Below are 17,274 nucleotides of genomic sequence, written 5' to 3'. Positions count from 1 at the left end.
ACCAGAAGAATGAACCTTTCATCCCCATCTTCCCTTCCGGGTGCTCTATTTTCGGACAACAGGACTCTTTTTTGATGTTATTTACCCTTAAAAAAGTTATCGGCGGGCTGCTTTTACCCCTGCCGTTTCTGCTTTTGCTGATGGCGCTTGGCATTTTACTGCTTTGGTTTACTGGCTGGCAGAAAAGCGGCAAAACCGTGATCTCCGTCAGCTGGCTGTTACTGCTGCTGCTGAGCCTGCAACCGCTGGCCGATCGTCTGCTTTTGCCGCTGGATAGCCGCTATCCGACCTGGAACGGATCAGAGAAGGTGGACTACATTGTGGTGCTGGGCGGAGGCTATACCTTTAACGCGGCGTGGGCGCCCAGCTCAAACCTGCTGAATAACAGTCTGCCGCGTGTGGCAGAAGGCGTTCGTCAGTGGCAGCGGAATCCGCAGTCGACGCTGATTTTTACCGGCGCAGCGGGCGGCACCAATCCAAAGAGTAGTGCCTGGGTAGCGGCACAGGTGGCGGAAAGTCTGGGCGTTCCCCGCGAACATATTCAGATTCTCGACCAGCCCCGCGACACCGCGGATGAAGCGCAGGCGGTCAAAACCGTGGTGGGCGATCGCCCGTTTCTGCTGGTCACATCCGCGAATCATATGCCGCGGGCAATACGCTTTTTCCACGCGATTGGGTTGAAGCCAATGGCCGCTCCCGCTAATCAGCTGGCGATTACGTCACCGCTGAATGGATGGGAACGGGCGATACCCTCATCAATCTGGCTGAGTCACAGCGAACGTGCGGTCTACGAAACGCTTGGCACACTATTGCAACGGCTGAAAGGCGAGGAATCGGACTCAGCCGAGCCAGGGAAGTAATTGCGCGCGTGCATGGTCAAAACGCGGACGATTAAACGTGCCGGTCTGTACCAGATGATCAATGCAGTCCCACAGTTGATAAACCCACCGACGCCAGACAAAACCTTCTGAAACCGGCGCCCGTTGCAGGTAGCTGTGCAGCAGCGCCGTTTCGGCAGGCGAGGTATCCAGATGGATAAGATCGTATTCACGGGGTGCCCAGAGGATGGTGCCCGGCTGTGTCATCGCGATTAACTGGTCACTGCGGCTATCTTTCAGCATGCTCTGCAACTGCACGTTGCCGTGAACCACCACGCAGGGATCGTCGAAGCCGCGAAACAGATACGCCAGTCGCGCCCGGCAGCGAAACAGAATCTGGCGATCTTCCAGCGTAAAGGCTGGCGGACGCAGATAGCTCAGGGTCGCCCATAGCACCTCAACCCGTTGTGCATACCAGGCGGGCCAGCTGTTCTGCTGCGTGCTGTCCACCGTACCGACCAGGCCATGGCTGTCGAGCCGGTGCCAGGCCAGCACTCCCTCGACCACCTGTTCGCAAAACTGTTGCCAGCGCTGAGCATCCCGCGCAGGTGCCTCCGCCGTCACGCCATTCAGTCGCGCCAGCAGGAGCATTTCATGCACCGGCGGCTGCTGGCTCATCACCAGACCATAGACCGCTGGCACGGCGATCAGTCCGGCCTGGCCCAGCAGCGCCAGCTTTCTGGCTTCCATCGCCGCCCGGCCCTGATGACGAAAATATTTCGCCACCACCGGCATGGGGCGCCCGTCCCGATCGTATAACGCATAAAGCCGGGTGGGTGGATGTTCACTGATCATTTCGAGGCGGCTGATGGTTTCACCCAGCGCCAGCGTGAGTTCCGATTTAAGCTGTTCCATGCGGCATCCTCCTCAGATGAGTATCACAATATCCTGAAGGAAGTGTTGGAGATAAGTTTAGCGGCGGATCAAGAACGTTGCGCTGAAACGGGGAGACAGGCTCCCCGTTTGTCAGGCCTGCATGGCATCACGAACGCGTTGCAAATCGTCTGGCGTATCCACACCCACACTGGGAATGGTTTTCGCGACGGCGACATGAATTTTTTCGCCGTACCATAGAACACGCAGTTGCTCGAGCAGCTCAATCTGTTCCAGAGGACAAGGCGCCCAGGCGACATAGCGGCGAATAAAACCAGCACGGTAGGCGTAGATGCCAATGTGGCGCAGCAGCGTATCACCGATCTGCTCGCGCGATGCGGCGTACCGTTCACGATCCCAGGGGATAGTCGCCCGTGAAAAATAGAGTGCGTAGCCATTCACATCCATGACGACTTTCACCGCATTCGGATTAAAGGCTTCTTCCACATCGGTGATCGGCACCGCCAGCGTCGCCATCCCGGCCGCCGACCCCGCCAGATTGGTCGCCACCTGACGCACAATCTCGGCCGGAATCATCGGCTCATCGCCCTGCACGTTTACGATGATTTCATCATCGGCAAACTGATATTTTTCGATCACTTCCGCCAGTCGCTCAGTACCAGACTGGTGATCGGCGCGCGTCATGCAGACTTCGCCGCCTGCCGCTTCCACTGCCTGCGCCACGTCGGGATGATCGGTGGCAACAATGACCCGGCTGGCACCCGATTCACGGGCCCGCTCCATTACATGCACGACCATCGGTTTACCGTGGATATCGAGCAGCGGCTTGCCGGGTAAGCGGGTTGACGCATAACGCGCAGGAATGATAGCGGTGAAACTCATGGATGAATCTCTTCAACTGACAGCGTGCGGGCTTCGGTTTCCAGCAGCACCGGAATGCCGTCCCGGACCGGGAAGGCCAGGCCATCAGGTTTGCAGATCAGCTCCTGTTGAGCATTGTTGAAGTAGAGTTTGCCATTGCAAACCGGGCAGGCAACGATTTCGAGTAAACGATGATCCATATGTCCTCCATCAGGGACCGAATGCTTAAGGATTCAAGCATACCATAGCGCGGCGCGTGCGGGATGGGGTAAAACGCCATCCCGCAGCGGCTGCCGCAAAATTGATTAATCCAGCGTCCACAGGGCTGGCCACTGATCGTTAAGCGCGTCGGGTGCCTGCAGGATAGCGACACTTTCAGCACCCTGCCACGTCGCGAAGCGTTCGATAGCACGCCGGATATCCAGCAAAAATCGCGCCGTAACGCGGGTCTTCTCCTCCAGCCAGATGTTTTTAATCTCCAGCTGTTTTGCCTGACGCAGCATGCGGGCATCCAGCCGCCCTTTTATCTGGCCGCGATGGAGGATGGGCAAAACAAAATAGCCAAATTTGCGTTTTTCCTCCGGGGTATAGCACTCAATACGGTAGTCAAAATTGAACAGCTCCCGCGCACGCTTGCGATCCCAGACTACCGGATCAAACGGCGACAGCAGCGCGCTGTGCGTCGCCTGCAGCGGCGTATCCAGCAACGGCACGTAGTCACGATGCAGCCACATCTCACCCAGTCCCTCTGTATTGACGGCGACCAGATCGCCCGCAGCCTGGGCGTCAGCGATAAAGTCGTTCACGGGTGCCCGCTTCAGGCGGTAGTAATCCGCCAGCCAGGCCGCGCGGAAAACCCCTAAGCTGCGGGCGCTGTTCATCAGCATCTGACGGGTTGCCTCCGCTTCACTGATGCCATGTATCGCATCCTGCCAGTCAGGCATTACGCGGCTGCGCAGATCGTAGACGCGCTGAAAATTACGGCGTTCGGTGACCATAAGCTCACCGGCGCTGAAGAGATTCTCCAGATGACGTTTGTGCGGTTTCCATGCCCACCAGCCTGACTTCGGGTTATCGGCATGGGTAAAATCGGCGGCGCGTACCGGGCCGTTGTCTCTGATCTGCTGCAGTAATTCGGCAATGGCCTGCTGGTGCTCAGCGACCCATTGCGCATTGTATTTCCAGCCCAGACGTTCCGGCGACAGCATGCGATGACGAAGAAGTCGGTAATCGGCACGGGGAATAAAGCAGGCTTCGTGCGCCCAGTACTCAAAGAGTTCGCCCTGTGCCAGAGCCTGTTCCAGCCATGCCTGAGGATAGTTCCCCAGGCGACTGAACAGCACCAGATACGGACTACGGGCCACCACATGAATGGTATCGATTTGCAGCAGCGACATGCGGGAAATGCAGTCAATCAGATCCTGATAAACAGCACGTTTTGCCGGAGTTCGCAGCAGGCCCTGCGCGGCGAGATGAAGGTGGCGTGCTTGCTGTAACGAAAGTGAATGCGTACTGTTCATCCTCTTCCTTATCAGGCTTCACCTGAACGGGGACGGGTATCAGGAAATATGGCGGCAGAGTTGTTCAATGTCATCCAGTAACGGCGTCACGGCATTACCAGTTAAATGGGCATCGACCGGCAAATACCACCAGTCAGGCTGGGCAAAGTGACGGCATTTCACCGCGTCTTTTTCGGTCATCAGCAGTTGCTGCCCCGCCTGGAGTAATCGGGTCAGTTCATCTTTGCTGTAGGCGTGATGATCGGCAAAGGCGATCTCTGCGACCGGCGTTATACCCTGCTGTTTCAGCGTGGTGAAAAAACGCGGGGGATGACCAATACCGGCCATGGCGACTACCGCACACAGTTGCTCCGGCGGGCAGGTTTCACCGGTCAGCAGATTGGTGGCCAGCCCGGGCTGAAGTTGCATGGCAATCTCGTCGGGCTGTGCTTCGCCGCCGTTAATGATCACGGCATCGACCTGCTGCAGACGATCGGCACGTTCACGCATCGGACCGGCAGGCAACCACCAGCCATTACCAAAACGACGGACCCCATCAACCACCACGATCTCGCGATCGCGCTGCAGGGCGTAATGTTGCAGGCCATCATCCGTGATGATCACATCCAGCGAACCCTGTTTCAGTAACGCCTCAATCGCCCGACGCCGTTGAGGGGCGACCGCGACCGGCGCCCCGGTGCGCTGGGCGATCAATACCGGCTCATCCCCGGCCTGTTCGGTGGGGGTCTGCGCCGTGACCAGCAAGGGATAGTGGTCCGCCTTGCCACCATATCCTCGGGAGACCACGCCAGCGCGCAGGCCGCGCTGCTGTAACGCCTCGACCAGCCAGATGACCACCGGCGTCTTTCCATTCCCGCCAGCAGTCAGGTTACCTACCACCACGACCGGCAGAGGCGCACGCCAGCTTTTACGCCAGCCGCGCCTGTAACTGAAGCGTATCAGGGCCGTGATCGCACCATACAGCAGGCTGAATGGCCATAGCAGCAGCCATAGCGGTGAGCGACCACTCCAGATACGTTCAATCATTGGCCGAATTGCATCTTGTGCAGCTGTGCATAGGCACCGCGTTCTGCTAACAGCACCTGATGCGTACCGCGTTCAACAATCTGGCCATCTTCAATTACCACGATTTCATCCGCTTTCTCGATGGTAGAGAGTCGGTGTGCAATCACCAGCGAGGTACGGTTCTTCTGCAACTCATCCAGTGCAGACTGAATCGCGCGTTCAGACTCGGTATCCAGCGCCGAGGTGGCTTCATCGAGGATCAGGATCGGGCAATCACGTAACAACGCACGGGCAATGGCAATACGCTGACGCTGACCGCCAGATAACAGCACGCCATTCTCGCCAATCATCGTATCCAGGCCCTTATCCATTTTATTGATAAAGTCCATGGCATGCGCCATGGTGGCCGCCTGCTCGATCTCTTCACGACTGTATTGCTCACTGCGGGCATACGCGATGTTATTGGCAATCGTGTCGTTGAAGAGGTGCACATTCTGTGACACCAGCGCCACCTGATTACGCAATGAGCGCAGGCTGTACTCACGCAGATCATGACCGTCCAGCAGGATTTCGCCCTGCTGGATATCATAAAAGCGGGTCAGCAGGCTCGCCATCGTAGACTTACCGGAACCGGAACGGCCCACCAGCGCCACCGTTTTTCCTGCTGGCAGCGACAGATTGATATTACGCAGTGCCGGAATTTCACGACCTGGGTAGGTAAAGGTCACATCACGGAATTCAATATCCCCTTTAGCACGGGTGATTTCGCGCGTACCGTTATCCACTTCCTGCTCACTATCCAGAATAGAGAACAGTGTCTGACAGGCCGCCATCCCACGCTGGAACTGGGCGTTGACGTTGGTCAGAGACTTAAGCGGGCGCATCAGGGCAATCATCGAGGAGAAGACCACGGTGATGGTACCGGCTGTCAGGGTATCCATGACGCTGGGGAAGCTGGCGGCATAGAGCACAAAAGCCAGTGCCAGCGACGCGATCAGCTGAATAATCGGATCGGAAATGGAGGAGGCTGAAACGAGTTTCATTCCCTGCTGACGCATCCGGTTACTGACGCGGGAAAAGCGCTCCGATTCAATGTCCTGTCCGCCAAAAATCAGCACTTCTTTGTGCCCTTTCAACATCTGCTCGGCGCTGGTTGTCACCTGCCCCATAGTGTTCTGCATACTTTTGCTGATGGTGCGGAAGCGCTTAGAAACGGTGCGGATAGCAAAAGAGACGATAGGTGCCAGTACAATCAGGATCAGCGACAGCTGCCAGCTGTAGTAGAACATCATGATAAACAGGCCAATAATGGAAGCCCCTTCACGCACTACGGTGACCAGCGCGCCCGAAGAAGAGGAGGCGACCTGCTCAGAATCGTAAGTAATGCGTGACAACAGGGTGCCGGTTGACTGCTGGTCGAAAAACGAAACCGGCATGCCCATCATATGGCTGAACAGACGACGGCGGATATTCATCACGACGTTGCCAGAGACCCAGGAGATGCAGTAGCTGGAGATATAACTGGTGACTCCGCGTACCAGCATCAGGCCAATAACCACTAACGGCAGCCACAGCATCACCGATCTGTCAGCTTTACCAAAACCATCATCCAGTAACGGTTTCAACAGTGAGAGCATTAAGGCGTCGCCCGCAGCATTAATAATCAGGGCGACTGAGGCCGCAATTAATCCCGCTTTATTAGGCGCGATCATCGGCCAGAGTCGGCGAAACGTCTGCCACGTAGAGAGATCTTTATCTTGATGCATTATTTATTCACGCTGTTGGAAATAGCCGGCCATTCTACCTGGATTCGCGTTTGACGCCAAACCACTGATGATACCAACGGGGCATTAATTGTTCCCGCAGGGTAGAAACCTGCGCTCTGCCCTGCTCTATCCTGATACTGATTTGTCCTGACTGGCCCGTATCCAGCCAGTGAAAACCGGCCGTTCGATAGTTTTCCAGCACATTTTTCGCGGGCATACGCCATGCATTGTAGCGTGCCAGCGAGGCGATAGCGGTGTGGCCTGCGGCTTTACGCAGCAGCAATGAGGTCGACGACGTCCGGCTACCGTGGTGCGGGACCTGCAGAATATCGACCTTCAGCCCCTGCTTCTCCAGCGCCACCAGCTGGCGTTCCGCTTTCGCTTCAATATCACCGGTTAACATCAGCCGGACCTGACCATCATCGACGATCACCACACAGGAGTCATTATTTCCGCCCGGCAGGGGTGCCGTCAGCGGCCAGACCACCCGAAAGTGGAGCTGCCGCCAGCGCCACTGCGTGCCCCGTACGCAGGGTAAGTGTGCCTCATCAGCCAGCGCACTTCTGACTTCAACCGCTGGCCAGCGTTGAGTAATCGCCGCCAGCCCGCCAGTATGATCCAGATGTTTATGACTCAGGATGACCTGTTTTAACCGTAACTGCCTGCGCTCCAGCCATGGAATGATCACCCGACTCCCCGCATTATCGTTCTGCCAGCGCGGGCCGGTGTCATACATCACGGCCTCGTCGCCCTGGCTGATCACCAGACTCAGACCGTGCCCGATATCCAGCATATCGATGCGCCAGCCCTGCTCCTGATTTGGCTGGCGACTCAGTATCATCGCCAGCGCTAAGGCGCAGCTGCTTAGTGGCAGAGAGAAGAAGAGCTGCGCACGCCAGAGAGTCAGGCCGCCCCATACCATAACCGTAAACCAGGTTGTGCCACTCAGCGGCCACCAGCCTGGTGGCAGCAACGTCAGGCAATGAAACAGTGCACGTAAAGAGAGATCGGCCGCTCCCCAGAAGAAGCCAGATAAATGCGCCACCGGCAGCAGCAGGGCGAGCGTCACCAGAGGCATGGTAATAAACGAGACGACCGGAATCGCGACAACATTCGCCACCAGCGCAGTCAGGCTGATGCCGTTAAAAATCGCCACCTGCAACGGCACCATTAAAATCATCATGCCCGCCTGTAAATGCAGCAACTGTACCGGAATCCAGCGCCGTTGCTGACGGAACGCCGCAGGCAGCGGGAACCAGTGATACCAGACCAGCAGCATGCCCACAGCCAGTACCGAGAGCCAGAAGCTGTCAGAGAGCACGGTCAGCGGGTCGGTTACCAGCAGCAATGCAATACAGAACGTCCAGACCTGCCAGCTATTCAGCTGAACTCCCGCAAACCGTGTTATCGCCCATAGCGTCAGGGCAAGCAGCGAACGCTCTGCGGGAGGCTGTGCACCGGAGAGCCAGGTATAGATTGCAGCAAACAGCCAGCTCACGATGAGGGGGAAAAGATAGCTGATATAACGTGCTGGCAAGATAAATTGCACCCCACGCGCAATCATCCAGCCGGTGCTGGCGGCCAGGGCGATATGCATGCCCGATATCGCCATCAGATGCGCGGTACCGGTATCCCGCAGTAGCTGACGCGTCTGCTGGCTCATCTCATCCCGAATGCCAAAAGCCAGTGCCTCCAGCGTTGCACGTGCAGGCATTGCACGGGTCCTGTCACGATGCCATAAAATAAATCGCCAGCGGCTATCACAGCGATCGCTTACCGCAGTCTGCTTAAGGATTCGTCCCTGAAGCGGCGTATTATTAGCCAGTGCAAAACGCTGTGCATCAAAATCGCCCTCATTAAGGCGGGCATGTACCGGTCGCAGACGTAGTTGCATCGTCCAGCGTTGTCCTGGACAGTAGACCTCCGGATCAGCATCAAACCAGATCCAGGCAAAGCGAGGCGGAAAAATCATCCTGCCCTCCTCTTTCAGCAGACGAACCCGGATTTGCTTCCGCTCTTTCCGCAGTTCACTGATCTGAAGGGTGTAGGTGACAGGACGCGCCGAGAACTTTTCGATATCCCGCACTATCAGACGGGCGTCGTTACAGGCCCATGCCAGCAACAGCAGAGTAATACCGGCCAGACGGACGGGTTGGTAAGGGCAATGCAGCAGAGCCAGTCCTGTGAGGAGGAAGCCCCACATCACCTCACCGGAAGGCAGCCGGGCCATCAGCATTAGCGGTAACGTTGCAACGATCGCCAGTCGCGCCAGAACGGTCCATGTCAGCATAATCGTATCCATTGATTCAGTTCGATTATTCTGGGCAAAGGAGATGAAAGTAACAGCGGATGATCAGGCAGGCTGGAGCGCTCTCACAAAGAGAGTGCGGTGTTGCAGTGTTGATGACAGCAATCCGGATGTCAGGTCTGAGCCTGAATCGCAGGCAAAAAAAAACGACATCCGGAGATGTCGTTTATCTGGTTCGGTATCGGCTTAGCCGTAGATATTTGCGCGATCGCGCAGCTCTTTGCCTGGCTTAAAGTGGGGAACGTATTTGCCTTCCAGATCCACTTTGTCACCCGTTTTCGGGTTACGTCCAGTACGCGGAGCGCGATAGTGCAAAGAAAAGCTGCCGAATCCCCGGATTTCGATGCGTTCGCCCTGTGCCAGCGTAGTGGCCATGTGCTCAAGCATCTCTTTTACTGCATCCTCAACGACTTTCGCCGGTATATGAGTATGCTGTCCCGCCAGTCTTTCGATCAGTTCTGACTTGGTCATGTAACCTCCGGTTTATCCCTATGGGAATGTATGACAGCTTTTACCGAAACCGGGTGGTTGCCCACCCGGTGCTTCAGGCCGATTACTCGCCTTTAGCCGCTTTGAACGCTTCAGCCATAGCGCTAGAGAAATTGCCTTCTTCCTGTTTGGTGTTAACAGTATTGATAGCTTCTTTCTCATCAGCCTGGTCTTTCGCACGGACAGACAGGCTTACGACACGGTTTTTACGATCAACGCCGGTGAACTTAGCTTCAACGTCGTCGCCAACGTTCAGAACCAGAGTTGCATCTTCAATGCGGTCCAGTGAAGCTTCAGAAGCGCGCAGGTAACCCTCAACGCCATCTGCTAATTCAACTGTAGCACCTTTAGCATCAACTGCAGTCACTTTACCGGTGACGATGGCACCTTTCTTGTTCAAAGTGATGTAGTTGTTGAACGGATCTTCTGCCAGCTGTTTAACGCCCAGAGAGATACGCTCGCGCTCTGCATCAACCTGCAGTACAACGGCAGCGATTTCGTCGCCTTTTTTGTACTCACGAACGGCTTCTTCGCCAGTCGCGTTCCAGGAGATGTCAGACAGGTGAACCAGACCGTCGATGCCGCCATCCAGGCCGATGAAGATACCGAAGTCAGTGATTGACTTGATTTTACCTTCAACACGATCGCCTTTGTTGTGCGTCTCAGCGAACAGCTGCCATGGGTTAGATTTACACTGCTTCAGACCCAGGGAGATACGACGACGCTCTTCGTCAATGTCCAGAACCATAACTTCAACCACGTCGCCTACGTTAACAACTTTAGACGGATGGATGTTTTTGTTGGTCCAGTCCATTTCAGACACGTGTACCAGACCTTCAACGCCTTCTTCGATTTCCACGAAGCAGCCGTAATCAGTCAGGTTGGTAACACGACCGGTCAGGCGGGTGCCTTCCGGATAGCGTTTAGCGATAGCAACCCATGGATCTTCGCCCAGCTGCTTCAGACCCAGAGAAACACGGGTACGCTCGCGGTCGAACTTCAGCACCTTAACGGTGATTTCGTCGCCCACGTTGACGATTTCGCTTGGATGCTTAACGCGTTTCCATGCCATGTCAGTGATGTGCAGCAGGCCATCAACGCCGCCCAGATCAACGAATGCACCGTAGTCAGTCAGGTTCTTAACGATACCTTTGACTTCCATGCCTTCCTGCAGGTTTTCCAGCAGCTGATCGCGCTCTGCGCTGTTTTCGGATTCGATAACCGCACGACGTGAAACCACGACGTTGTTGCGTTTCTGATCCAGCTTGATCACTTTGAATTCAAGCTCTTTGCCTTCCAGGTGCAGCGTATCGCGCACCGGACGCACATCTACCAGTGAACCTGGCAGGAACGCACGGATACCGTTGAGCTCAACTGTGAAGCCGCCTTTAACTTTGCCGTTGATAACACCGGTAACAGTTTCAGCGTCTTCGTAAGCTTTCTCCAGCGTGATCCATGCTTCATGGCGCTTAGCTTTCTCACGGGACAGCAGGGTTTCACCGAAGCCGTCTTCCACTGCATCCAGAGCAACATCAACTTCGTCGCCTACCTGGATTTCCAGTTCGCCGGCTGCGTTCTTGAACTGCTCTGCAGGAATTGCAGATTCAGATTTCAGACCCGCATCAACCAGAACGACATCTTTGTCGATAGAAACGACGATGCCACGAACGATAGAACCCGGGCGGGTTTCGATTGTTTTTAAGGATTCTTCAAATAGTTGAGCAAAAGATTCAGTCATATTGATAATCTTCAGGATTCTTCAATTTAACGTCCATCTGACTTCATGTCGGATGGGGTTGTTTCACATGCCCGGCACCGGATCCATGGTACAGGGTGGTAGATTCAGTTAAGCCGTAATACCCAGCTTCTCGCGGGCATATTGTAGCGCTTTTTCAATGACTTGATCGATAGACATCTCGGTAGAGTCCAGAACCAATGCATCGCCAGCGGCTACTAAAGGCGCAATTGCGCGATTACGATCGCGGTCGTCGCGTTCTTTTATCTCGGCTAAAAGGCGGTCAAAGTTAACATTAAAGCCATTATCCTGCAACTGTAGCATACGGCGCTGAGCTCGCTCTTCCGGGCTGGCATCAAGGAAAATTTTCACTGGCGCATCCGGAAAAACCACGGTGCCCATATCACGGCCATCAGCAATCAGGCCAGGCATCTCGCGGAAACCGCGCTGGCGGCGCAATAATGCTTCGCGTACCCGGGGAAAAGCGGCAACACGAGAAGCGGTGTTGCTGACCTCCTGAGTACGGATTTCACCGGTGACATCTTCACCTTCAAGTATGACCTGCATTTCACCATTTTGTGACACAAAGCGCACATCCAGGTGAGCGGCAATCGGCACCAGCGCCTCTTCAGATTCAATCTCCACCTGATGATGCAATGCGGCTAACGCCAGCACGCGATAAATAGCACCGGAGTCCAGCAGATGCCACTGCAGCGATTCCGCCATCGCTTTGCACAGGGTTCCCTTTCCCGCTCCACTTGGCCCATCAATAGTTATGACCGGGGCAGTTACTGTCATTATTCCCTCCTGTTGCTGCGTGCTTCCTGACCTTTCGGTCACCATTAATGACTAGCATTATACGCTGCATAGCACGGCTTGGTTACCCTTTCGCACTGATCAGGTTCGTAATCTTAGTCAATTCAGAGGATCTCTGGCCTGTTACAGCCAGATAAAATCAGGGGAGTTCCGGTGCGAACCGCACCGGAAAGGGAGATATCAGGCGCTCTGGCTGATTTTAGCCAGTTGAACGAAATAGTCCGGGAAGGTTTTTGCAGTACAGCCAGGATCGAGAATGGTCACCGGGGTATCAGAAAGTGCAACCAGAGAGAAACACATCGCCATGCGGTGGTCATTGTAGGTGCCAATATCCGCATGAATCAGCGTCGCTGGCGGCGTAATACGGATGTAGTCATGACCCTCTTCGACTTCTGCCCCGACTTTACGCAGCTCTGTGGCCATTGCGCTCAGTCGATCGGTCTCTTTTACCCGCCAGTTATAAATATTGCGTAACCGGGTGGTGCCCTCTGCAAATAGCGCCGTAGTCGCGATGGTCATTGCAGCATCCGGAATATGGTTCATGTCCATATCGATGGCCTGCAGTTTTCCGGCCGTACAGGCAATGTAATCATCGCCCCACTCAATCGTCGCGCCCATCTTTTCCAGCACGTCAGCAAACCGGATGTCACCCTGCACACTCTGGCGTCCAATCCCGGTGACGCGAACCGTGCCGCCTTTAATGGCGGCAGCGGCCAGGAAATAGGAAGCGGAAGAGGCATCGCCTTCAACCAGGTAATCACCCGGCGACTGATACTGTTGCTGTCCCTTGATCAGGAAGCGCTGATAGTTCTGATTCTCAACCTCGACGCCAAAGCACTGCATCAGATTAAGGGTAATATCGATGTAAGGTTTCGACACCAAATCACCTTTGATGGTGATGCAGGTATCCTGCTGTGCCAGCGGCGCGGTCATCAGCAGCGCGGTCAGGAACTGGCTGGAAACGCTGCCATCCACACTGACTTCACCCCCGGTAAAACCACCGCGTAAACGCAGCGGCGGATAGTTTTCGTTTTCCAGGTACTCAATGGTTGCTCCGCCCTGACGAAGTGCGTCAACCAGATGCCCGATTGGACGCTCTTTCATGCGGGGTTCGCCGGTCAGTTCGATATCGTGCTGGCCCAGACAAAGCGCCGCGGCCAGCGGACGCATTGCGGTTCCGGCATTGCCCAGAAACAGTGACAGCGGTTGAGATGCGTGCAGTGGCCCGGCATTTCCCGTCACTTCACACAGGGTGCGATCGCTGGAAAGCGTATAGCTTACACCAAGCGCGGTCAGCGCGTTCAGCATGTGCTTAACGTCGTCGCTGTCGAGCAGGTTGGTAAGACGGGTTGTACCTTTAGCCAGAGCAGCCAGCAGCAATGCACGATTGGAAACGCTCTTTGAGCCGGGCAGATTTACCGTGCCGTTGACGCGCGCAATCGGTTGGAGAGTCAGGGAGTCCTGCATGTGAAACGAAATCCTCAAAAAATACAGAGACCTCGCCGTGTGACGAGGTCTGGCATCAGCATCAATGCTGATATCTTAATAATCAGCCGTGACGGCGTTCAAAATCGACCATGAAATCGGTCAGGGCCTTCACACCTTCCAGCGGCATCGCATTATAAATAGAGGCGCGCATACCGCCTACTACACGATGGCCTTTAAGCGCGTGTAATCCCGCCTTAAACGACTCTTCCAGGAACAGCGCATCGAGTGAAGCATCGGCCAGCTGGAAAGGGATGTTCATGCGTGAGCGGTTTTCTGTTGCCACATCATTACGATAGAAGCCACTGTGATCGATTACGCCATAAAGCAGGTCAGATTTTGCCTGATTGATACGATCAATTTCAGCGACACCGCCCTTCTCTTTCAGCCATTTAAACACCAGCCCTGAGAGATACCACGCAAAAGTCGGCGGGGTGTTAAACATCGAATCGTTATCGGCCAGCACTTTGTAATCGAGGATTGAGGGCACAGAGGCGTGCGCCTGACCCAGCAGATCTTCGCGAACGACAACCAGCGTTAATCCGGCCGGGCCCACATTTTTCTGCGCACCCGCATAAATCACACCGTAACGACTCACATCGATAGGGCGTGACAGAATGGTGGATGAGAAATCAGCAACAACGGTTTTACTGCCAAAGTCGGGCTGTTCGTCAATCGCGATGCCATCAATGGTTTCATTCGGGCAGAAATGCAGGTAAGCGGACGTCTCACTCACCTCCCATTCGCTCATCGGCAGGATGGCTCGTTTACCGTCGCGCGTTGTTTTGACATCAAGCGTGCGTGGGGAACAAAACTTTTCCGCTTCTTTTATTGCGCTATGCGCCCAGTAACCGCCATCAACATAGTCGGCACTGGTCGCTTTACCCAGCAGATTTCCCGGTACGGCAGCGAACTGCGCACGCGCCCCACCATGACAGAATAAAACTTTGTAATTCGACGGTATTTTTAGCAGATCACGGAAGTCCTGCTCCGCTTCTTCAGCCACCTGAATAAACTCTTTACTGCGGTGACTGATCTCCATTACAGAGGTACCCAGACCGCGCCAGTTCGTCAGTTCCTGTTCTGCACGACGAAGCACTTCAACCGGTAGCATCGCCGGGCCAGAGCTAAAATTATAAACTTGCGTCATTTCCCCTCACCACTGTCATATCGAACGGTTATGAATAACCATCCGGTTTTATCACTGCATTCTGATAGCTGCAATCATAAATCAGGGAGCGGTCACATTTTCTGAATCCGGCTCGCCGGAGGTTATGTTACCAATGCAAATCTGCGCGGAATTTTGTGAGGCTTTATCCAGCGCCATTAATTCGCGTTTGGCCTGAGAGCGAAAGTGATGAAAACTAAGCCGGTAAAGTAAGCCGGTAAAAATGTCCCGCCCTGATAGCGGTCTGTTAGCAAAATCCGTATCATTGCGCGCTTTACGCACCCTATGACAACTGAGAGAGCGGCACTATGACGCAAACATTTATCCCGGGCAAAGATGCCGCACTGGAAGACTCCATTGCGCGTTTCCAGAACAAGCTGCAGGATCTTGGCTTTAACATTGAAGAAGCATCCTGGCTGAATCCTGTCCCCCATGTCTGGTCAGTGCATATCCGCGACCGCGATTGCCCGCTCTGTTTTACCAACGGCAAGGGCGCCAGTAAAAAAGCGGCGCTGGCCTCCGCGCTGGGCGAGTATTTCGAGCGTCTCTCAACTAACTATTTTTTTGCTGACTTCTGGCTGGGAAAAAAGATCGCTAACGGCGATTTTGTTCACTATCCCAATGAAAAATGGTTTGCGTTACCTGATGATGAGTCCTTACCTGAAGGTATTCTGGATCCGCGCCTGCGCGCATTTTACGATCCCGACAATGCCCTGACGGCTTCCGGCCTGATTGATCTGCAGTCCGGGAATACTGAACGTGGTATCTGCGCCCTGCCCTTTACCCGTCAGTCCGACCAGCAGACTGTCTATATCCCGATGAATATTATCGGCAACCTCTATGTCTCAAACGGCATGTCGGCAGGTAATACCGCGAACGAAGCGCGTGTTCAGGGGCTGTCTGAAGTGTTTGAGCGCTACATTAAAAACCGCATTATTGCTGAAGCGATCAGCCTGCCTGCGATTCCAGATGACGTGATGCAACGTTATCCTGAAGTGATCGAAGCTATTGCACGTCTTGAAGCGGAAGGCTTCCCGATTTTCGCTTATGACGCCTCTCTCGGCGGTAAATATCCGGTTATCTGCGTGGTGCTGTTTAACCCAACCAACGGAACCTGTTTTGCCTCATTTGGTGCTCACCCTGATTTCGGTGTGGCGCTGGAGCGTACCGTTACCGAGTTGCTGCAGGGCCGAAGCCTCAAAGATCTGGATGTGTTTACCCCACCGACCTTTGATGACGAAGAAGTGGCTGAGCATGCCAACCTTGAAACACACTTCATCGATTCAAGCGGCCTGATCTCCTGGGATCTGTTTAAAGAAACTGCGGATTATCCTTTTGTCGACTGGTCATTCGCGGGCAGCACCGAACAGGAATTCGCCACGCTGATGGCAATCTTCGCCTCGGAAGATCAGGAAGTCTATATTGCAGACTACGAGCATCTGGGTGTCTATGCCTGCCGCATCATCGTGCCAGGCATGTCTGATATCTACCCGGCAGAAGATCTGTTCCTGGCGAACAACAGCATGGGAGCGGGCATGCGTGAAACCCTGCTGGCCCTGCCTGACAGCAACTGGAATCCGGAAGAGTATCTGGATCTGATTGGACAGCTTGATGATGAAGGCTTTGACGACTTCACCCGTGTTCGTGAGCTGCTGGGTCTGGCGACCGGTAAAGACAATGGCTGGTACACGCTGCGTGTTGGCGAATTAAAAGCGATGCTGGCGCTGGCGGGCGGCGATCTGGATCAGGCATTGATCTGGACAGAATGGACGATGGAGTTTAACAGCTCAATCTTTACGCCAGAGCGCGCTAACTACTATCGTTGCCTGCAGACCCTGCTGTTACTGGCTATGGAAGATGAGCGTGATCCGTTGCAGTATCATCACGCTTTCCTGCGGATGTATGGTGAGAGCGCAATGGAAGCAGCTTCAGCCGCGATCAGTGGTGAGAATCCGTTTAATGGCCTTCAGGCTGTTGATGATGAGCTGCAGGCCTTCCCTGCCCATCAGTCGCTGCTTGCCGCCTACGAAAAACTGCAAAACGCCAAACGTCACTACTGGAAAAACGCGTAAGCCATAACGCGTCAGACTGAAAGCAGACGGCTAACCATGGCACTGGATTTATCTGGTGCCATCATTCCCCACTTTCTCTATGAAACATTAGCTACTTTAAAATTCCTTCTTATTACATCACATCATTTTAATTAACACATAAGCCATTAATTAATAACACAGCCTGAACTAAAAAAGTGGCGCATCACTTTATATTAAAATATTTTTGTATTTTTAAAATAAATTTATTTGTTGATATTCAGTTAGTTAACTCATTATTTTCTCATTAATTTGCGACCAGTGTGTTACCACCCTGGCAAACATGATCCATATCAATTACTGACCTATACTCCTTTGT

14 protein-coding genes are annotated in these 17,274 nt (G+C 54.4%); 2 read left to right on the top strand and 12 right to left on the bottom strand.

Annotated elements, in window-relative coordinates:
• Positions 1–74: 74 nt before the first annotated feature.
• Complete coding sequence (elyC, locus tag ACMGGP_RS05575; RefSeq protein WP_207253945.1) at positions 75–860, top strand: envelope biogenesis factor ElyC; 786 nt, start codon at positions 75–77, stop codon at positions 858–860.
• On the opposite strand, the gene ACMGGP_RS05570 is transcribed toward elyC, so the two are convergent.
• The 12 genes from ACMGGP_RS05570 to serC all read right to left on the bottom strand — a co-directional run bounded on the left by ACMGGP_RS05570 (position 840) and on the right by serC (position 14,847).
• A complete protein-coding gene (locus tag ACMGGP_RS05570; protein ID WP_498798252.1) occupies positions 840–1,733 on the bottom strand; it encodes a phosphotransferase in 894 nt (297 codons plus the stop codon). The two genes, elyC and ACMGGP_RS05570, sit on opposite strands and share 21 nt — an antisense overlap.
• Positions 1,734–1,844: 111 nt before the next feature.
• Positions 1,845–2,594: a 3-deoxy-manno-octulosonate cytidylyltransferase gene (kdsB, locus tag ACMGGP_RS05565; RefSeq protein WP_010254955.1), complete on the bottom strand. Its 750-nt coding sequence runs from the start codon at positions 2,592–2,594 to the stop codon at positions 1,845–1,847.
• The gene (locus tag ACMGGP_RS05560) at positions 2,591–2,773 is read right to left on the bottom strand and encodes a Trm112 family protein (RefSeq protein WP_003849374.1); all 183 of its coding nucleotides are present in this window, start codon (positions 2,771–2,773) and stop codon (positions 2,591–2,593) included. The genes kdsB and ACMGGP_RS05560 overlap by 4 nt, the downstream gene beginning before the upstream one ends.
• Before the next feature lie 105 nt (positions 2,774–2,878).
• Positions 2,879–4,093 (bottom strand): winged helix-turn-helix domain-containing protein, encoded by a 1,215-nt coding sequence (locus ACMGGP_RS05555; protein ID WP_187501363.1) that lies wholly within the window; start codon positions 4,091–4,093, stop codon positions 2,879–2,881.
• A gap of 39 nt (positions 4,094–4,132) precedes the next feature.
• Positions 4,133–5,119, bottom strand: a complete 987-nt coding sequence (gene lpxK, locus ACMGGP_RS05550) for a tetraacyldisaccharide 4'-kinase (RefSeq protein WP_163851164.1) — start codon at positions 5,117–5,119, stop codon at positions 4,133–4,135.
• Complete coding sequence (msbA, locus tag ACMGGP_RS05545; RefSeq protein ID WP_010669759.1) at positions 5,116–6,864, bottom strand: lipid A ABC transporter ATP-binding protein/permease MsbA; 1,749 nt, start codon at positions 6,862–6,864, stop codon at positions 5,116–5,118. The genes lpxK and msbA overlap by 4 nt, the downstream gene beginning before the upstream one ends.
• Positions 6,865–6,898: 34 nt before the next feature.
• Positions 6,899–9,154 carry a DNA internalization-related competence protein ComEC/Rec2 gene (locus ACMGGP_RS05540; protein ID WP_498798251.1) on the bottom strand — a complete coding sequence of 752 codons (2,256 nt, stop codon included), beginning with the start codon at positions 9,152–9,154 and terminating at the stop codon, positions 6,899–6,901.
• A gap of 204 nt (positions 9,155–9,358) precedes the next feature.
• Positions 9,359–9,643 (bottom strand): integration host factor subunit beta, encoded by a 285-nt coding sequence (gene ihfB, locus ACMGGP_RS05535; protein ID WP_003849360.1) that lies wholly within the window; start codon positions 9,641–9,643, stop codon positions 9,359–9,361.
• A gap of 82 nt (positions 9,644–9,725) precedes the next feature.
• Positions 9,726–11,399 (bottom strand): 30S ribosomal protein S1, encoded by a 1,674-nt coding sequence (gene rpsA, locus ACMGGP_RS05530; protein ID WP_003849352.1) that lies wholly within the window; start codon positions 11,397–11,399, stop codon positions 9,726–9,728.
• A 108-nt stretch (positions 11,400–11,507) separates the two neighbouring features.
• Complete coding sequence (gene cmk / locus ACMGGP_RS05525) at positions 11,508–12,194, bottom strand: (d)CMP kinase (RefSeq protein ID WP_010254946.1); 687 nt, start codon at positions 12,192–12,194, stop codon at positions 11,508–11,510.
• A 198-nt stretch (positions 12,195–12,392) separates the two neighbouring features.
• Positions 12,393–13,679, bottom strand: coding sequence for a 3-phosphoshikimate 1-carboxyvinyltransferase (gene aroA / locus ACMGGP_RS05520; RefSeq protein ID WP_010254943.1), 1,287 nt, complete (start codon positions 13,677–13,679; stop codon positions 12,393–12,395).
• A gap of 82 nt (positions 13,680–13,761) precedes the next feature.
• Positions 13,762–14,847 (bottom strand): 3-phosphoserine/phosphohydroxythreonine transaminase, encoded by a 1,086-nt coding sequence (gene serC, locus ACMGGP_RS05515; protein WP_033757140.1) that lies wholly within the window; start codon positions 14,845–14,847, stop codon positions 13,762–13,764.
• Positions 14,848–15,173: 326 nt separating this feature from the next.
• Between serC and ycaO the strand changes: the two genes are divergently transcribed.
• The gene (gene ycaO, locus ACMGGP_RS05510; protein WP_010254940.1) at positions 15,174–16,937 is read left to right on the top strand and encodes a 30S ribosomal protein S12 methylthiotransferase accessory factor YcaO; all 1,764 of its coding nucleotides are present in this window, start codon (positions 15,174–15,176) and stop codon (positions 16,935–16,937) included.
• Positions 16,938–17,274: the final 337 nt, after the last annotated feature.

The organism is Curtobacterium sp. BNK-1 (assembly GCF_048685235.1).
Classification (GTDB): domain Bacteria; phylum Pseudomonadota; class Gammaproteobacteria; order Enterobacterales; family Enterobacteriaceae; genus Pantoea; species Pantoea agglomerans.
The sequence above is the reverse complement of the archived record's forward strand: the minus strand, read 5'-3'. Positions and strand labels throughout refer to the sequence as shown.